Genomic DNA, 17890 nt, shown 5'->3' with positions numbered 1-17890 from the left:
CGTGTTGCAGTCCCTTTGAAAGGTGCCGAACGGGACCGGACCGGAGATAAGGGGTGAATCAAGAACCGTTCACCCCTTCGGTCCATCCAGGTCGGGGACGGATCGTCCAGAGCATCGGGGCGGCCGCAAGTTATCTTCGCGCCCATTTGTCGATCGCCATCGGCCTGGGATTGGGAATTGCGCTGACCGCGGGCTATGTCGTCATCGCGGGCACGCAGTCCGCGTTACCATTCAGCTTGCTGGCGGTGGGCCTCTCTCTCGCCTCGGGATTCGCCGGTCTCGGGGCAGACCGCAATCCCCGCCTTTTACGGCAGGTCAGCTTCGCACTTCTGGGATTCTCGGGCTTGATGGGCCTGGGGGGCGGGCTAACCGCTCTCATCGCCACGGTTTCTCAAGACCTGGCCTTGCCGTTGGGACTCCCTTTTCTGGCCTGGCACCTGCATCTGGATGCCTTGTCCGGATTTTTTCTATGCGTGGTCAGCGTGGTGCTGGTGGCGATCGCCTTGTTCGGTCCCCACTATGTGCGGGAATACGAACACGGCCGCCATCCCCTCTCGGTGCTCGCGCTCGCCACCGGCCTATTCGTGGCGGGAATGCAGTTGGTATTGCTCGCTGCCGACGCCTTCTTCTTCATGATCGCCTGGGAACTGATGTCGGTGGCGAGCTATTTTCTGGTGGCCTATACCCACGAAAAAGCCGAAAATCGGCGCGCGGCGTTCATTTACCTGTTGATGGCCGAAATCGGCGCCTTGTTCATCATCCTCGCCTACGGTGTGCTGGTGGGTTTCGGCGACGGCTTCACCTTCGCCCAAATGAAAGCGGCGCCGTTGACGCCCCTGTGGGCCTCGATCGCCTTCACCCTGGGACTGATCGGGTTCGGCATGAAAGCCGGCATCGTCCCGCTTCACGCCTGGCTGCCCGAAGCCCATCCGGTCGCGCCTTCCCATATTTCAGCGTTGATGAGCGGGGTGATGCTGAAGGTGGCGGTCTACGGTTTTATCCGCTTCACCTTCGACCTGGTCGGGGAACTTCAATGGGAGTGGGGACTGGCGGCGCTCGTCCTCGGCAGCGCTTCGGCGGTGCTGGGGGTGTTGTACGCCCTGATGCAGCACAACCTCAAGCGCTTGCTCGCCTATCACTCGGTGGAGAACATCGGCATCATCTTCATGGGCTTGGGACTGGCCATCCTGTTCTACAGCAACGGACATCCGACCCTGGGCGCCATCGCTCTGATCGCCGCCCTGTATCACACCCTCAACCACGCTCTCTTCAAGAGCCTTTTATTCCTGGGGGCGGGGGCGATCCTGCAGCAGTCCCACGAATCCGACCTCGAGCGGATGGGCGGGCTAATCCATCGCATGCCGATCACCGCAGGCTTGTTTCTGATCGGTTGCCTCAGTATCTCGGCACTGCCGCCCTTCAACGGCTTCGTGTCGGAATGGCTGACCTATCAGGCCGCGCTGCAGGTCTCGGCTCTGGAAAGCGGCGTGCTCCGCAGCTTCATCCCGGTCACCGCGGCCATGCTCGCCCTGACGGGGGGACTGGCGGCGGCCTGCTTCGTCAAGGTGTTCGGGGTCGTTTTTTTGGGCCAACCGCGCAGCCATCACGCAGGGCGCGCGCGCGAAGTTCAATCCACCGCTTCCCTGCTCGGCATCGGCTGGCTGGCGGGACTGTGTTTGGTATTCGGCGTGTTGCCCACTCCGCTGGTCGGTCTGCTGGAGAATCTGGCGATCGAACTGACCGGGGCCGGCCTGCCGAAAACCGCCGGCCGCGGCTGGCTGTGGCTGTCACCGGTGGCGCCGGAACAGGCTTCCTATGCCGCCCTTTGGGTGCTTCTGGCGATCGGCATCGCGTGGATGCTCACTTATCGCTGGTTGCGTCCGCGCGCGTCCGTGCGCCGCGCCTACCCCTGGGATTGCGGTTTCGGAGAGCTTACCCCGCGCATGGAATATACTGCCAGCGCCTTCGCCATGCCCCTCAGACGCATCTTCGCCGACGCTTTCGTGGTGAATGAGGCAGTCGAAAAAAACGCCCCGGACCCCGAGGCCGGAAATGTCAGGCGTATTCGCTATCGTCTCCACGTGAGCGATCGACTGTGGCTGATTTTCTATGCCCCGGTTGCCCGGGCGGTCACGGGAGCGGTTCGACAGGTGGGAAGAATCCAGACCGGCAACATTCGCGTCTATCTGGGTTATTCCTTTTTCACTTTGATTCTTCTGTTATGGGTAATCAGCTGATGGCTTGGTTGTTGAACTTGGTTCAAGTATTACTGTTCGTAGCCGCCGCTCCCTTGCTTTCGGGTTGGATCAAGAAACTGAAATGCTGGTCCCAGAACCGCCGGGCGCCTTCGCTGCTGCAACCCTATCGGGATCTGGCCAAGCTGCTGCGCAAGGAAACCGTGGCCGCCGAGGGGGCGTCTTGGGTTTTTTATCTGGCGCCTTACCTCATTTTCGCCGTCGCGGTGCTCGCCGCCACCATCGTCCCGCTGATGGCGGTCCACCTGCCGACCTCGGCCATGGCCGACGTGATCGTGCTGGTGGGATTCTTCGCTCTGGCCCGTTTCTTCCAGGCCCTTGCCGGACTCGATATCGGCACCGCCTTCGGCGGCATGGGGGCTTCACGGGAGATGACCATCGCCTCGCTCGCCGAACCGGCCATGTTGATGGCGGTGTTCACCCTGGCGGTCTCCATGTCCACCACCAATTTGTCGGCGGCGATCGAATCCCTGCTGCATCAACCTTTAATGGTCCGACCTTCATTCCTGTTCGCCGGATTGGGACTCGCGCTGGTCACCGTCGCCGAAACCGGACGGATTCCGGTGGACAACCCCGCCACCCACCTGGAACTGACCATGATCCATGAGGCGATGATTTTGGAATACAGCGGCCGCCATCTGGCCTTGATCGAATGGGCGGCCCAGATCCGGTTGATGATCTACGCGGTTTTGCTGGCAAACATCTTCATTCCCCAGGGATTGGCCGAAACCTTCGCTCTTCCCGAACTGGGCCGGGGGGCTTTGATTATCACCCTTAAACTAGCCGCACTCGCCGTGATATTGGTCCTGGCGGAAGCCGCTTTGGCCAAGATGCGTCTGTTTCGGGCGCCCCTGTTTTTGGGATTCGCTTACCTGCTCGCTTTGCTCGGCATGCTCACCCACGTGATTTTGGAGGTCGGTTGATGGAAGAAGCGTTGAATCCGATATACGACCAAACGGTGTTTCTCCTGGCGGCGTTGGTGCTGTTCACCTCGTTTGTCATGCTGGCCCAAACCCGTCTGGTGAACCTGGTCAAATTGTTCGCGCTCCAGGGCGGGCTGCTCGCGGCAACGACGGCCCTGGTGGGATTTGTGCATGCCACCCCGCACCTGTTCATTTCGGCCGGGCTGACCCTGGTTTTGAAAGCGGCGCTGATTCCGTTCATGCTCCACTGGTTCATTGTGCGATTGGGCCTCCATCGCCAGGAAGACCGGGTCATCCGTCCCTTGGGGCTTCTGTTGGGCGCAGCCTCGCTCATGGTGTTCAGTTACTACATTATCCTGCCGGCGATCCATCTGTCGGAACTGAGTACCCGCAATATCATCGCCACCAGCACCGCCTCGTTCCTGTTGGGCATGTTGCTGATGATTTCCCACCGCCAGGCGATCAGTCACGTCATCGGATTCATGGCGATGGAAAACGCCCTGTTCTTCCTGGCGGTGGTGTCCACCTACGGCATGCCGCTGGTGGTGGAATTGGGGATCGCTTTCGACGTCATGGTGGGGGCGGTCATTTTCGGGGTGTTTTTCTTCCAGATCCGCGAAAGCATCGACTCTCTGGACGTGGACCGGCTCAACCGCCTGAGCCATCTGTATGAAGGCGAGGAAGAAAAATGATTGCAATGATTGCATTGTACGGGCTTCTTTTGATTCCTCTGGGGGGGGTATTCGGCTTGGCGTGGCTGGGTGACCGCCCCATGGCGGCGCGTATCAACAATCTCCTCAACACCGCCACCTTCGTCGTCTCGCTGATTCTGGCGGCGGCCGTCCTCCGTATGGGCACCTTCCTGTCGGCGGACCGTTGGTGGATGGTGGATTCCTTCAGCGTTTATCTGATCGTCCTCACCGCCCTGGTGGGACTGACCACCGGAATCTTCTCCGCCCCCTACATGGAACATGAACGCGAAATCGGTCGCTTGACCCATCGGCGACTCAGGCTCTATTACGCCATGTATCAGGCTTTCATGCTCGCCATGTACCTGATTCTGGTCACCAACAACATGGGCATCTTGTGGGTGGCGATGGAAGGCGCGACCCTGGCCACGGTACTCCTGGTCAGCCTTTACCGGACGCCGGAATCGGTGGAAGCGGCATGGAAATACTTCATTCTCTGCGGCGTCGGCATCGCCCAGGCCCTGTTTGGAACCATTTTGCTTTACTTCGCCGCTTCCCAGGTGTTGGGCATCGGCGGCAAGGCGCTCACCTGGACCACCCTCTATACCCACGCCGCCGAGCTCGATCCGACGGTGATGAAGATCGCCTTCGTGTTTTTACTGGTGGGATACGGCACCAAGGTGGGTCTGGTGCCCATGCATAGCTGGCTGCCGGACGCCCACTCGGAAGGCCCCACGCCCATGTCGGCCATTCTGTCGGGGTTGCTGCTCAACGATGCCCTGTATGCGATCGTGCGCAGCAAGATGATCGTCGATCAAGCCTTGTCCGATAATCTCGCAGGGTTTCTGATGATGGGTTTCGGGCTGATCTCCTTTCTGGTGGCGGCGCTGTTTCTCCACCGCCAGCGGGACATCAAACGCCTGTTCAGTTATTCCTCCATCGAGCATATGGGCATGATGACCTTCGCCTTCGGCATCGGCACACCCCTGGCCACCTTCGCCGCGCTGATGCACATGACCACCCATTCCCTGACCAAATCGTCGATCTTCGTCACCGTCGGTCACGCCTCGCATATCGCCGGCACGCAGTTCATACCCAAAATCCGCGGCCTGCTCGCCACCCAGCCGGCGGTGGGTTGGGGACTGCTCATCGGAACCCTGGCGATTGCCGGTTTTCCGCCATTCGGGGTGTTCGTGAGTGAATTCCTGGTGCTGGTGGCCACCATGAAATCCTTCCCGTGGCTGACCCTGCCGGTTTTGGCCGGCATCGGGATCGCCTTCGCCGGCCTGTTCAAGCATCTGCATCCGATGGTATACGGGGCAAGGCCGGAAAACCAGCAACCGGTCCGGGCGAACATGCTACCGGTCTTCATTCATCTGACCCTGGTTTTGTGGTTGGGACTGGCCATTCCCGACGTCCTGGCGAACTGGTTCGATCATGCGGCTCAACTGATCAGCGGAGATATCCCCCGATGACACAAAAGGAACACTCCCTGCCGGATTTTCTCTCCACCCTGGAAAACGAAGGGATTGCTTTGAAAAGGGGAAGCCCCCTGCCCCCTGCGGAAATCCTCGCCGTTCCTGCGGCCGACTGGGGCCGGTGCGCGCTTGCGGCTAAAGCCCGCGGCTTGCGCTGGAGCACCGGGTGGGGGGAAGACCTAACCGAGTGCCTGCGCATCAATGCCCTGCTGGAGCTGAACGGACGCTATCTGCTGCTAAGAACCGAGGTGCCGGCGGAAAAGCCGGAACTGCCCTCCCAGGCCCCCCATTATCCCGCCGCCGACCGCAGCGAGCGCCACAGCCGGGATCTACTCGGCGTCCGCTTCACCGATCATCCCGATGCGCGCCGCTGGACCCGCCACCAAGCGTGGGCGGAACACGTCCATCCGCTGCGCAAGGATTATCCCGCTTCCGGCGATCGGCTTGCCGATCCGGATAGCGGGCGGCAAGAGACGCCGCCGGACAAGGATTATCCTTTTATCCAGGCCAAGGGCGCCGGCGTCTATGAAATTCCGGTGGGACCAATCCATGCCGGCATCATCGAACCCGGCCATTTCCGCTTCCAGGCGGTGGGCGAGACCGTCCTCAACCTCGAGGAACGTTTCGGCTACGTCCACAAGGGCATCGAGAAAATCGCCGAAAGCCGCGACGCGGCAGGATTGGTCAAACTGGCCGGGCGGGTCTCCGGCGACACCACCGTGGGCCACGCCTTCGCCGCGGCCATGGCGTGCGAGCGGGCCTCGGGGATCGAGATCCCGCCGCGCGCGGCCTTCCTGCGCGCGATCCTCGCCGAGCGCGAGCGGATCGGCAATCATCTCGGGGACCTGGGAGCGATCTGCAACGACGTGGGATTCGCGTTCGCCCACTATCAGTTCGGCCGGCTGCGCGAGAATTGGCTCAGGGACAACCGGGCCGTATTCGGTCACCGCCTGCTGATGGACCGGATCGTGCCGGGCGGGGTGAATATCGATCTCGATCCCGCCCAAGTTCAACCGTTTGACGCCGCGCTGACCCAACTGGGACGAGAACTGGATGAGCTATTGACGATCGTCGATCGCAACGCTTCCCTTGGCGACCGCCTATACACCACCGGCGTCCTGTCGGCCGCAGTTGCCGCCGATCTCGGTTGCCTGGGATACGTGGGCCGCGCCTCCGGCCAGGACTTCGACGTACGCCGCAACGCGGCTTATCCCCCCTACGATCAGTTGACGGTCAAGGTGCCGGTGGAGGAAAGCGGGGATGTGGGTTCGCGTTTTTGGGTCCGCTACAAGGAGATCCGGATCGCGATGCGCCTGTTACGGGTCCTGCAGGGGCGGCTTCCCGACGGGGCGACCCGCACGAAATGGCGCCCCCCTGAGGCCGGCGCCGAAGGCTTGGGTATCGTGGAAGGCTGGCGGGGCGAAACCGTCGCCTATGTCCGCTTCGGCGAAGGCGGCCTGATCGACCGATATTTCCCGCGCGATCCCAGTTGGCTCAACTGGCCGGCCCTGGAACAGTTGATCCTGGACAACATCGTGCCGGACTTTCCGGTATGCAACAAATCGATCAACGGTTCCTATTCGGGCGCGGATTTGTAGAAAGAGTATCCAGGATCAATCAAGAGAACCCTCATGCGGCTACTTTACCCGAAAATCCTCAAGACCGGCATCAAGACCGAATCGGTCAAAAAGCTGTTGCGCGACCCGGAGGTGGAAACCCTGGGCATCGAAGTCAAACGCCGGGTGGACCGGAAATTCGCCGGCAGCCTGGCCATCCGCGAGGTGGATGCCGGCTCCTGCAACGGCTGTGAATTGGAAATCCACGCCCTCAATAACGTGTATTACGACATCGAACGCTTGGGGGTTCATTTTGTCGCCTCTCCTCGCCATGCCGACATCCTTTTGGTGACCGGGCCGGTTTCCCGGCATATGGAGGCGGCCCTCAAACGAGCCTACACCGCCATGCCCGCTCCCAAATGGGTGATCGCCTGTGGCGACTGCGCCGGGTGCGGCGGCGAATTCGGCGTCTCTTACGCCAGTTGCGGCGCGGTGGAAAACGTCATCCCGGTGGACGTCAAAATACCCGGATGCCCGCCTTCGCCTGCGACTTTACTGGCGGGAATACTTTCTGCGATCGACAACAACGGAAAGAAATGTGACCAACTTTTGGAAAAATCACTTGGGCCGTAAAATCGATTCATTTTTCAATCGATAATCTGGAACTCGTGAGACTTTTACTTTATCGGCCGATTCTGATCAGCGGCGCGATTCTAACCTTAGCGCTCCTGCTGGTGCTCACCGCCTTCGTCGCGTTGACCTGGCGCAATCTGGAACGAATCCACCAGGTCGAACAAACCGTCGGCCAAGTCAATCGCCTCCAAGCCATCGAACATCGTCTCCAGCAACTATCATCCGACACCATCCACTCAGCCGAACGGGACCGCCTGCAAGCCGAATTATCGAAATTGGCGAGGGGAAGGTTGCAACTACCGGTTTCGCCCATGCAACGCCTTCTGGAACGCCCCACCCAAGAGCGGCTGGAAGCGGCGATACAAGGTCTTCAAAACTTACTGGAACAGGAAAACACCAACGAACGCAACCTCTTGGCCAAGGTGGTTTACGATACCCACCTGGAACTGGAAGCAGCCTTGATGGGAACCGCCGCATTGATCGTGCTCCTGGGGCTGGGGATCCTGCTGGCCAAACATTGGGTGTTTACTCCCCTCAAAAAAATGAGCAAGCTCCTGCTCCGTCTCGAGGAAGGTCGCTTCGAACCGATCCCGATTCCGGAAAAGGTCCCGCCCTGGAGCACGCTCATCTCCAATTACAACCGCATGGTGACCCGCTTGGCCGCCCTGGAGCAGGCCCGTCAGGCACATACTCGCTCCCTGGAGGCGCAAGTCAGCGCCGCCGCCCGCACTTTGCTGGCCCAAAGCCAGGACCTGGCCCGGGCCGAGCGTCTGGCGGCGGTGGGCGAAGTGGCCGCCGGCATCGCGCATGAGCTGCGCAATCCCTTGGCCGGCATCCAATTGGCGCTCCACAATTTGCGCGCCGAGTGCGCCGACCCGGAAAACCAACAACGTTTCAATCTCATCATTACCGAACTGGATCGCCTGGGACGGCATCTGAATCAATTGCTGGATCAAGCCCGCCATCAACCCGAACCGATCAAGGAGATCCATATCGACTCGGTTATCCGCGAGATATTAGCGCTCCTTCGATACCAAGTCCCCGACGCAATCCGACTTCATTATAGCGGCATGCCGGAGGTAAAAGCCCGCCTGCCGGAGACCGGCCTGCGCCAGGCCTTGATCAATCTGGTGTTGAACGCCGCCCAGGTTCTGAATGAGAAACCGGGCAATATTTGGATCGAAACCCACCAAAACCAAGATCGACTGGTCCTTACCGTCAGCGACGACGGCCCCGGTTTCCCGGAAGAGCTATTAAAGAACGGTATTCGCTCCTTCGCCAGCGGTCGCGCCGGCGGCACCGGTCTCGGTCTGCTGATGGTCAAGCGATTCGTCTCCTCCCTTGACGGTCGCATGCAACTGGCTCCCTCTGAACCGCAAGGGGCTCGAGTCATCGTGGAGATACCATGCGCAATTCACTCCTGATCATCGAAGATGAAATCCTGCTCGGCAAAGAACTGGCGCACCATTATCGAAAGCTGGAGTGGGAGGTTTGGCTGACCCGAAATCTGCGCGAGGCCAGACAGCTGCTGGACGATCAACAACTTGAGCCCTTGGTGGTATTGTCGGACATGAATCTGCCGGACGGGAACGCCCTGGACTTTTTCGAGAAATTGGGCGGACACCATGCCGGATGCGAATGGATCTTTCTTACCGGTTACGGCACCGTCGCCGACTCGGTGCGCGCCTTACGCTTGGGCACCTACGATTTCCTGGAAAAACCCTGCGATCCCAGCCGCCTGCAGCTCCTGTTGGAGAGCGCCGCCCGCAGCGCTCACGCCCAACGGCGCCTTGCCTTCGAAGCCGCCCAAGGCAATGCCCGCTACACGCCGGCGGTGTTCGCCGGCGCCAGCCCCCGCACGGTAAAATTGCGCCAGTTGCTCGAACGTCTCGCCCAGCTTCCCTTCTCTTCCCTGGTCATCCAAGGCGAGACCGGGAGCGGTAAGGGGTTGGCGGCACGGGTGCTTCACCACAACGGACTGCGACGGCAGGGACCCTGGGTCGAGCTCAACTGCGCCGCCCTTCCTCGAGATCTGGTGGAATCGGAGCTTTTCGGTTACGAGCCCGGGGCCTTCACCGGTGCCAAAAACCGCCATCACGGCTTGCTGGAACAGGCCGACGGCGGCACTTTGTTTCTGGACGAAATCGGCGAGCTGGATCCGGGAATTCAGGCCAAATTGCTCAAGGCGGTGGAGGACAAACGCTTCCGGCTGCTGGGAGGCGAGCGGGATATCCAAGTGGACGTTCAGATCATCGCCGCTTCCAACCGGGATTTGGCCAAAGAAGTGGAAACCGGACATTTTCGAGGGGATTTATATCACCGCCTCACGGTCTTTCAAGTGGAAATCCCACCCCTCAGGGAACGCAAGGAAGACCTGCAAATACTGGTACCCATGCTGGTGGAAGAATTCAACGCCAAAGCCGGCAAACGCGTCCGAGAGATTCCGGAAGCCGCCTGGTCGGCCTTCGAACGTTACCATTGGCCCGGCAACGTGCGTGAACTTCGCAACCTGATCGAACGCTGCGTCCTCCTCGCCGAAGACGAAATTTTCCCCCACCAATGGCTGGGACTCCCGGGGACGACACCTCCCCTGGACGACGACAGTACCGTTCGCCTTCCCCTGGACGGCAGCCTGTCCCTGGATGAGATGGAACGGCGCATCATCGAAACCGCCCTGACTCAGACCTCCGGCAACGTCACCGCTGCCGCCCGCCTGCTTAAGACGACCCGCGAAACCCTGCGCTACCGAATTCAAAAATACCATTTGGAGCACGTCGTCAAGTGATCGCCTATTCGCCGGCTTAGAACCTGTTTACCGGCTCCTAGGCTCAATTTTTGTGGCTATCGCATAAATGACGTTGGTCTCAATCTCTGCTACTCGCTCTTCAAAGAGGCGGGACAAATTACCTTGGCGCACACGCTGGAAGGCATCCGTGTCCAGTTGCTCCAGCGTGCCCCGATAGCCGCTACCCATCGCGATCTTCCACCAATCTTCCGGTTCGTTCAAAGGATGCTTGCCGGATTCGGTCAGGAGGTCAACCTCATGTATCCCGGCTTCCGCCAGCATCTGTCTAAGGCCGTCCGGTTCCGAGATGCGATCCCAGGGATTGAAGGCTCGATGCAGATCGGGACGTTCGCCTGCAATGGCCTCCCAGAAAGCGCCGTTGGCCGGCTCGAACAAATTCGGTCCCCAGGTGGTGATAGCCAGCCGGCCACCCGGTTTAACCATACGCCATAATTCCCTGACCGCCTCGCTCATGTCCGGCACGAAGAAAATGCCGAATACGCAAACAACCGCATCGAAGCTGTGATCGGAATAGCCCAACGCCAGCATGTCGTCGACCCGAAATTCGATGTTGTTCAGGCGCTGGTCTTCGGCCTTGGCTCTGGCCAGATCGATCAGACGTCCGGCGAGATCGGCCGCCACTACGGCGCCGTCAACGCCAACCTTATTCGCCGCCGGTAGTGCCGAACCGCCGCTGCCGCAGCAAACATCCAGCACCCGTTCGCCGGCTTGTAGATCGAGCCGTTCGACCGTTCGCCGGCCAAAGCGGTGCCAAAACGAACTGACCGGATGGTCGAAGTGATCGGCGGCGGCATTGTAGGTCATTGCGGCTTTGGTTTTTGCGTCATCACTGTGCATGACGTTAGTCACGGTTTGACGAATCATTTTTTCTCCTTCGTGTTGAAAAACCCGGATGATTTTTTCGGTGTGCTTCATGCTCGTCAGTCTGGGTTTGAACTAGCGCACAGCGGGTATCAACAGCACTGGCACCGGCGCCTTGCGAACGATGTTGTGGCTGACGCTGCCGAGAAAGACTTCGGAGATGAAGCCGCGCCCCTGACTGCCCATCACAATCATTGAATAAGCGTTTTCCGCGACCACACGCAAGAGTTCCCGGGTTGCCGAGCCGTAAGGAATTTCGATGAAGACCTCTTCGGCGCCTTTTGCCAGCAAGCGTTCTTTCAAGCGCTCCATACGGGCTTGGTCGATCGCATTGAATTCAGCGAGTCTATCCTTCAAATATTTGTCGATCCGCTCTTGTTCCTGAACATGCAACAATGTGACTTTTTTGCAGCCGCTTTCGACCAGTTTTTCGACATAAGCGAAGGCTCTTTCGGCATTGTCGGAGAAATCGGTCGGATGAATAATATGCGTCAGCACTTCCTCGCAGACCAGCTCGCATTGGCCATGAGCCGTTTTCGCCTTCATCACCAGCACCGGTAGTTCGGCATGTTGAATGACTTCGTAAGCGACCCCGCCGACGAAGGTATCGTCGAACAATGACTCGCTGGTCATGTGCACGGCGATCAACGAAGCCTGCTTCTCGCGAGCGAGCCGGTTGATTTCATAAGCCGGAAAGCCCAGCAGCACTTCGATCTCGACCGAGAAGCCCATGTCTTCGAGGATTTTCTTTTGTTCTTCGAGCATGGGTTCGGCCATCTTGCGCAACTGGCTGTACAAACTGCCGACATCACGGATATTCATCGCATGGGCCAGAATGGCTTCCGTGGCGCCGGCCTGGCGCAGGTCTTTCAGGCAACACAGGGTTTTACTGGAAGTTTCGCTAAGGCTGGTGCCGACGATAATTTTGGAAAACATGGTTAATCTCCTCGACCGTAGCGGCTAACGCGCGCCGCTTGAATTAATATGATTTTGATTTTGTAAAATCCATTTTCATTGGGTGTTACTTCGAGCCGCCGGCTTGCGCTTCGATTCGCTCGACCAGCTCCACGACCGCCGCTTCGCCTTTCTCGTAGGCCGCATGAATTTCTTCGCGCGAAGGCACCTTCATTGTCGCCGCTTCGCGTTCGACCGGGCTGACCCAACCCGCCCCGGCTTCCTCGGCGCCGGCAAACCATCCTTTCGTTTTTTTGCAGAAACCGACCAAGGCCAGCATCAACGGCACTTCGATCAAGACGCCGACGACGGTCGCCAGCGCCGCGCCGGACGACAAGCCGAACAACATCACGGCGGTCGCGATCGCAACCTCGAAATGATTCGACGCGCCGATCAACGCCGATGGCGCCGCGTTTTGATAACTGAAACCCCACAGTTTCGCGGCCAGATAGGTGATCGCAAAGATCAGCACGGTGTGAATCGTCAGCGGAATCGCAATCCACAGAATCGTCAACGGATTCGCGGTGATCACCTCGCCCTTGAACGAGAACAACAAGATCAGCGTCAGCAGCAACGCACCGATCGTGACCGGCGTCAATAGATGCAAGAATTTCTGCTCGAACCAAACAAGCCCTTTGCTGGCTATAATCCATTTGCGCGAATAATAGCCGGCGAACAGCGGCAGCGCGACATATATACCGATCGACAGCAGCAGCGCTTCCCAAGGCACCGGCAATTCGCCGACGCCGAGCAAAAAGCCACCGATCAGGCCATACAGCACCAGCATCACCAACGAATTGATCGCGACCATCACCAGCGTGTGGCCGGCATTGCCGCGCGCCAGATAGCCCCAAACCAGCACCATCGCGGTACAAGGCGCGATGCCCAACAAGATGCAACCGGCCAGATAGCTGCGCCAGAGCGGCACTTCGAGCATCTTGACGCCGTCTTGCAACACCACGGTACTCGAACCGTATTCACTGCCGACCGGCAAATCCAGACCAAACGGCATCTTGACCAAATCGACCGCATCGGCGCCGATCAACTGCTGAAACAGCACGCCTAAAAATAGATAGGCAATTCCATACATGGTGAACGGCTTGATCGCCCAATTGACGAACAGCGTCAGCGACACCGGCTTGACGCTCTTGCCGGCCTTGACCACCTCGGCGAAATCGATCTTGACCATGATCGGATACATCATGAAGAACAGGCAGACGGCGATCGGAATGGAGACCACCGGCGCGCCGTTGACATCGATGCTCATGCCGTCCAGCGTCTCCGCGAATTCCGGCGCGAACGCGCCGAGCACAATGCCGGCGACGATGCACAGCGCCACCCACAGTGTCAAATAACGTTCGAAGAAGCCGATATCGTGTGTTTTTTCGGTCATAACCTCTCCTCGTCGGCTCTCAAGCCGTCAATTGGCCGATTTCGTTGAGTTTCCGGGTCAATTCATCGCGCGGCATCGTTTCCAACGGCAATTCCAGCAGGGTCTTGACGCGCAATTCCAGCGTCGCGAAGGTTTGCTCGAACGCGGCGATTTTTTCTTCCTCGGTGCCTTCGACATGCCCCGGATCGGACACGCCCCAATGCGCCCGCACCGCCTTGGTCAGATAGACCGGACAGGTTTCGCCGTGCGCACTGTCGCAAACCGTGATCACGATATCCATCGGCTGATGCTCGAAATCTTCCCAAGACTGGCTTTGATAGCCTTCGGTCGGCAAGCCGTGGCGTTTCAAAGTCGCCAGCGCGCCCTGGTTGATCCGGCCGATCGGATGACTGCCGGCCGAAAAGGCCCGAATGCGGCCCTGGCCGTGATGATTGAACAGGGCTTCGCCCATGACGCTGCGGCAGGAATTGCCGGTACAAATCACAAATACATTCAACATGCTGAATTCCTGGTTAGTTTAGATTTTGTAAGAATGCCTGCGTACAACGGCAACACGGCGCCAGAACACACCGCCAGCAAGGTGCCGGACTCGGTTTTCCAGAATGCATTCATGGGCTTATCCTCCGGCCGACAAGTGGAAATGACAGCCTGGTCTCTAGCCACAACAAGATGATTCGATATTTTCAGTCGTAGGATTGGGGCAACAGCTCGACGACGACTTTTCAGCCGGGCGGCACACGAATGGATTTTCGCCGTCGGAGGCGGCTTTCGCGTCGTTGAAAGTCGGAATCTCTCTCAAGGAATGAAAGGATTCCCAAGCAATGCCTTGCGGGTCGGTGACCCAGTATTTGTCGGATCGTGCATAGCAGCAGGCCGCGCCTTCCTGAGCCTCGATCGGCGCTTGCGTCGCGTCGAGCTGCCGCTTGATCGCCGCGAGTTCCTGCTCGTTCTCTGCTTGTATGCCTAGATGATCGAGACCGAGTTGTTGGCTGCGGTTCGAAATCGCGAAATTGACGCGCGGATCGTCGAGCAACCATTTTGCATAATCCTCGTGCCGCACGGCCGGCTCACTGCCGAATAGCGTGCTGTAAAACGCGATGTTTTTTTCCAGATCATCGACCGACAGGTGAATATGTAACCTTTTCATTGCAAATCCTCATTTTGATAAATTGATATTCGAATATGCATATATAATGAACAAAATTTTTAGCCGCAAACCGCCATGTCCGGACGGCAATCCATTTGCCTCAGGCGATCCAGATCGTTTCCGAAGGATTCACTCGCTTGCACCGCCTTCAATGCATCATCGAGCAGCGGATAGGCCCACCATGGCAAATTCGGGTTGATCCGGTAATAAACCCACTGCCCTTCGCGGCTGTCGAGCAACAGACTGGATTGACGCAACAAGGCCAAGTGCCGCGAGATTTTCGGCTGCGACAGAGCCAGCGCCGTCGTCAACTCGCAGACGCATAACTTACCTTCCTGATGCAGCAACGTCACGCAGCGCAGACGCGTATCGTCGGAAAGACATTTAAAAAATTGTACCAGTGACAGCATGGTAACTTATTTATTAATATACGGATATTCGAATATATCCACATATATACCCTATTGTCAATCTATAATATTCGCACTACGATGATTTAAAGGTTATCCACCGAAAGACCGAAATGGTCCATAATCTGATGGTCGTCCTATTTCAAATGAATCATTGTCAGTGGCCGATTTTGTCGAAAACCGTAAGTTTCTGTTCAAATGCTCCCGCTAGTCCAAGTCGCCGCTGTCATCCAGCAGTTTTTTGACATAGCTTGTTTTCCATGGAATACACAAGCCGGTAATTCCCGGTCCGCACGCGGTAAGTGTGATCGGTTCCCATGAGCTTTCTGGTTCCAGGCGAGTATGGGTTATCGGTGAGTAATTCGGCCAGAGCCACTAATCGGGCTATGGCGACTTTTGGCAGTTCACGTAATTCCCGTTCGGCGGATCGCTTCCAAATCAGCCTATAGGCGGCCATCGGCTTTGAGCCTGGCTACGACTTCGGCGTGATCGACCGTTTCTTCGTCGCGACGTTCATCGGCCGCAGCCAAATCCTCCAGGTCATCGAGCAACTCTTGGTATTCATCTAGGGGAAGGACCACGGAGACGCGATTGCCGGTTTCGTCGATGATGTACTGGTGGGACATGTGTTTCTGCCAATCTGCTTACACAGCGCTTACATGGCGTCTCAAGGCAAGAATGGTTGATCGGGAAACTTCATCTAACCCTTTGATCTAATTGGCGCGCCTGGCAGGACTTGAACCTGCAACCCTCGGCTTAGAAGGCCGATGCTCTATCCGGTTGAGCTACAGGCGCGGGAAATGGTCGGGGCAGAGGGATTTGAACCCCCGACATCCTGCTCCCAAAGCAGGCGCGCTACCAGACTGCGCTATGCCCCGTAAAGTAGCCAAGTAATTATATACTGTTTGGACTTCAGTTCAAATTAACCCCGCAGTTATGGGCGCTTACATTCCTTCTTCCTTCAAGCCGGCATGGTGGCTACCCTCCCCCCACTGCCAAACCCTTTGGCCGTTTTTGCTACGACGCATTGATGCGCCACCCCGCAGGCATGAGATCTATTCCACTCCGGACAGGGATGTATTGGAGCTGGAGTGGTGCGGGGATCGAGGTCCCTTGGTGTTGATTCTCCATGGATTGACCGGAAGCGCCGACTCTCATTATGTCAAAGGGCTGCAATGGGCTCTGCACAAGCAGGGTTGGCGCAGTGTGGTATTGAATTTCCGCGGCTGCGGCCGAACGCCCAACCGTACCGCCCTTTGTTATCATTCCGGCGAGACGGGCGATTTGAATTTGGTTTATCGAATGATCCGTCAACGCGAGCCGGAAACACCATTGGCTGTGGTGGGCTATTCGCTGGGCGGCAACGTGCTTTTGAAGTGGTTGGGAGAACATGGCGCGGAACTTGATTTATTCGCCGCCTGCGCGGTTTCCGTCCCGCTCTTATTGGATAAGTGCGCCACGGCCATGGACCGAGGGTTGGCCCGCATTTACCGCAATCATTTGTTATCGGAACTCAAGCGATACCTTCGAGCCAAGATTTCTTATTTGGAACGCTTGCAAATGCGGTCGGAAGCCAAAAAGCTCAAAGCGTTGGGGCATTTGGAATCCATCCGCTCATTCTGGAAATACGACGACCGGGTGATTGCCCAACTATATCCCTTCCATGATGTGCATGATTATTATGCGAAATGCAGTTCCCGACAATTTTTACCGCACATCGAAATTCCGACGCTAATCATCCAGGCACGTGACGATCCTTTCACAACCCCGGAAGTCATTCCCACGGCGGAGGAAACCGCCCCATCGGTATTATTGGAAATTACGCCCAGGGGTGGCCATGTGGGGTTTGTCGAAGGCCCGTTACCGGGCAAAGCGAAATACTGGTTGGAACGACGCATCCCCGAGTTTCTCGCAACCCAATTTATTTGGCGATCTTCTGATATTCCGGGACATCGGTCTCAACGATGAAATATTTCGCCTTTTTACCTTCGGGCAGATCGATCACATTGGTATAGGAACGCACTTCACCGCGCTCCAGGACATCCAGGGTGGGCACCCCCTCTTCATCCAAACCGATCACGGAACTGGCCACTTGAATCCCCAATTGATCGAAAAAAAGGACTTTAATAATGGGATGAACGGCGGTCAATTGTTCGTTTTTTACGCTGACTTTGTACTCGTAACTCCGATCCGATTCCTTGCCAATCAGGGTAAAAATAATGTTTCGGACGTACTTCTTCTCGACCGAAATCACCTTGTCGAACTCGAGGGGATAAAGCCCCGGCAATCGGCCCTGGACCAATTCGGAGAGCTCATCCTCGAGCTGCTGGATTTGCGGACGCAGTTGGACCAATTCCCGTTCCTGACTGTTCAGAATCATCGTCTGATCGTTGACTTCTTTCGCGTACATGCTGAGTTGAATCGCGGTGAACAAGAGCAGCAAAAAAAGTACGCCGGACACCGCCCCCAAACCGTAAATCAAACCTTTGTAGCGATGATGGTGGTAATGCCTGACACCGTTGGTCCGCCGGCGAGCGGTTTTGCGCCTTTCAGGCAACCCCGAGGCTACCGGATCATACGTTTCCGGTTTAACTGCTGCTGTACGATCTGATTTATTTTTATTCATAGCGCAAATCTTCAAGCAATCTCCGCGCCAAAAATAAAAACCATAGCACTGACAAACAGTTACAAAATTTCAACTGCGGGGGTCCGATGGCGCCGCGTAAATTGTAAAAATAGTTGACAATCGTAAAATAGAATCATCTTGCATCATACATTGAAATTC

The 17890-nt window shown here is 57.6% G+C and carries 18 protein-coding genes and 2 tRNA genes; 9 read left to right on the top strand and 11 right to left on the bottom strand.

Features of this window, described 5'->3' with window-relative positions; translation table 11 throughout:
- Positions 1 to 53 precede the first annotated feature (53 nt).
- Genes hyfB through H035_RS0108570 form a run of 8 tightly spaced genes read left to right on the top strand, consistent with a single transcriptional unit; the run spans position 54 to position 10319 of the window.
- Positions 54 to 2237 carry a hydrogenase 4 subunit B gene (hyfB, locus tag H035_RS0108605; RefSeq protein ID WP_022948581.1) on the top strand — a complete coding sequence of 728 codons (2184 nt, stop codon included), beginning with the start codon at positions 54 to 56 and terminating at the stop codon, positions 2235 to 2237.
- Positions 2222 to 3178 (top strand): respiratory chain complex I subunit 1 family protein, encoded by a 957-nt coding sequence (locus H035_RS0108600; RefSeq protein WP_022948580.1) that lies wholly within the window; start codon positions 2222 to 2224, stop codon positions 3176 to 3178. The genes hyfB and H035_RS0108600 overlap by 16 nt, the downstream gene beginning before the upstream one ends.
- Entirely contained in the window at positions 3178 to 3870 is a 693-nt protein-coding gene (locus tag H035_RS0108595; protein WP_022948579.1) for a formate hydrogenlyase, read from the top strand. The genes H035_RS0108600 and H035_RS0108595 overlap by 1 nt, the downstream gene beginning before the upstream one ends.
- Complete coding sequence (locus H035_RS0108590) at positions 3867 to 5342, top strand: hydrogenase 4 subunit F (protein ID WP_022948578.1); 1476 nt, start codon at positions 3867 to 3869, stop codon at positions 5340 to 5342. Before H035_RS0108595 ends, H035_RS0108590 begins: the two co-directional genes overlap by 4 nt.
- On the top strand, positions 5339 to 6943 hold the full coding sequence (locus tag H035_RS0108585) for a hydrogenase large subunit (RefSeq protein WP_022948577.1): 1605 nt from the start codon (positions 5339 to 5341) through the stop codon (positions 6941 to 6943). The genes H035_RS0108590 and H035_RS0108585 overlap by 4 nt, the downstream gene beginning before the upstream one ends.
- A gap of 33 nt (positions 6944 to 6976) precedes the next feature.
- Positions 6977 to 7534, top strand: coding sequence for an NADH-quinone oxidoreductase subunit B family protein (locus H035_RS18905; protein WP_022948576.1), 558 nt, complete (start codon positions 6977 to 6979; stop codon positions 7532 to 7534).
- A 35-nt stretch (positions 7535 to 7569) separates the two neighbouring features.
- On the top strand, positions 7570 to 8958 hold the full coding sequence (locus H035_RS18900; RefSeq protein WP_022948575.1) for a sensor histidine kinase: 1389 nt from the start codon (positions 7570 to 7572) through the stop codon (positions 8956 to 8958).
- A complete protein-coding gene (locus H035_RS0108570; protein ID WP_022948574.1) occupies positions 8940 to 10319 on the top strand; it encodes a sigma-54-dependent transcriptional regulator in 1380 nt (459 codons plus the stop codon). Before H035_RS18900 ends, H035_RS0108570 begins: the two co-directional genes overlap by 19 nt.
- A 27-nt stretch (positions 10320 to 10346) precedes the next feature.
- Here H035_RS0108570 and H035_RS0108565 read toward each other — a convergent pair whose 3' ends face one another.
- The 10 genes from H035_RS0108565 to H035_RS0108525 all read right to left on the bottom strand — a co-directional run bounded on the left by H035_RS0108565 (position 10347) and on the right by H035_RS0108525 (position 15983).
- Positions 10347 to 11204, bottom strand: coding sequence for a class I SAM-dependent methyltransferase (locus tag H035_RS0108565; protein WP_235044561.1), 858 nt, complete (start codon positions 11202 to 11204; stop codon positions 10347 to 10349).
- Between the two features lie 72 nt (positions 11205 to 11276).
- Positions 11277 to 12137, bottom strand: coding sequence for a universal stress protein (locus tag H035_RS0108560; protein ID WP_022948572.1), 861 nt, complete (start codon positions 12135 to 12137; stop codon positions 11277 to 11279).
- Between the two features lie 85 nt (positions 12138 to 12222).
- Entirely contained in the window at positions 12223 to 13548 is a 1326-nt protein-coding gene (gene arsB, locus H035_RS18895) for an ACR3 family arsenite efflux transporter (protein ID WP_022948571.1), read from the bottom strand.
- A 19-nt stretch (positions 13549 to 13567) separates the two neighbouring features.
- Positions 13568 to 14047, bottom strand: coding sequence for an arsenate reductase ArsC (locus H035_RS0108550; RefSeq protein ID WP_022948570.1), 480 nt, complete (start codon positions 14045 to 14047; stop codon positions 13568 to 13570).
- A 156-nt stretch (positions 14048 to 14203) separates the two neighbouring features.
- A complete protein-coding gene (locus H035_RS0108545; protein WP_022948569.1) occupies positions 14204 to 14695 on the bottom strand; it encodes an ArsI/CadI family heavy metal resistance metalloenzyme in 492 nt (163 codons plus the stop codon).
- Between the two features lie 59 nt (positions 14696 to 14754).
- Positions 14755 to 15105 (bottom strand): metalloregulator ArsR/SmtB family transcription factor, encoded by a 351-nt coding sequence (locus H035_RS0108540; RefSeq protein WP_022948568.1) that lies wholly within the window; start codon positions 15103 to 15105, stop codon positions 14755 to 14757.
- 226 nt (positions 15106 to 15331) lie between these two features.
- Positions 15332 to 15562, bottom strand: a complete 231-nt coding sequence (locus H035_RS22740; protein WP_084684862.1) for a type II toxin-antitoxin system RelE family toxin — start codon at positions 15560 to 15562, stop codon at positions 15332 to 15334.
- A complete protein-coding gene (locus H035_RS0108535; protein ID WP_022948567.1) occupies positions 15549 to 15731 on the bottom strand; it encodes a hypothetical protein in 183 nt (60 codons plus the stop codon). The genes H035_RS22740 and H035_RS0108535 overlap by 14 nt, the downstream gene beginning before the upstream one ends.
- Before the next feature lie 92 nt (positions 15732 to 15823).
- Positions 15824 to 15900 (bottom strand) — tRNA-Arg (locus H035_RS0108530).
- A gap of 6 nt (positions 15901 to 15906) precedes the next feature.
- Positions 15907 to 15983, bottom strand: a tRNA-Pro gene (locus H035_RS0108525).
- 58 nt (positions 15984 to 16041) lie between these two features.
- Between H035_RS0108525 and H035_RS0108520 the strand changes: the two genes are divergently transcribed.
- On the top strand, positions 16042 to 17073 hold the full coding sequence (locus H035_RS0108520) for a hydrolase (RefSeq protein WP_022948566.1): 1032 nt from the start codon (positions 16042 to 16044) through the stop codon (positions 17071 to 17073).
- Here the strand turns inward: H035_RS0108520 and H035_RS20780 are convergent.
- On the bottom strand, positions 17027 to 17731 hold the full coding sequence (locus H035_RS20780; protein ID WP_152485995.1) for a hypothetical protein: 705 nt from the start codon (positions 17729 to 17731) through the stop codon (positions 17027 to 17029). The two genes, H035_RS0108520 and H035_RS20780, sit on opposite strands and share 47 nt — an antisense overlap.
- Positions 17732 to 17890 lie beyond the last annotated feature (159 nt).

The sequence above is a fragment of the Methylohalobius crimeensis 10Ki genome (assembly GCF_000421465.1).
GTDB classification, from domain to species: Bacteria; Pseudomonadota; Gammaproteobacteria; order Methylococcales; family Methylothermaceae; genus Methylohalobius; species Methylohalobius crimeensis.
Note: the sequence above shows the minus strand (reverse complement) of the source record. Positions and strands in the feature narration are given on the sequence as shown.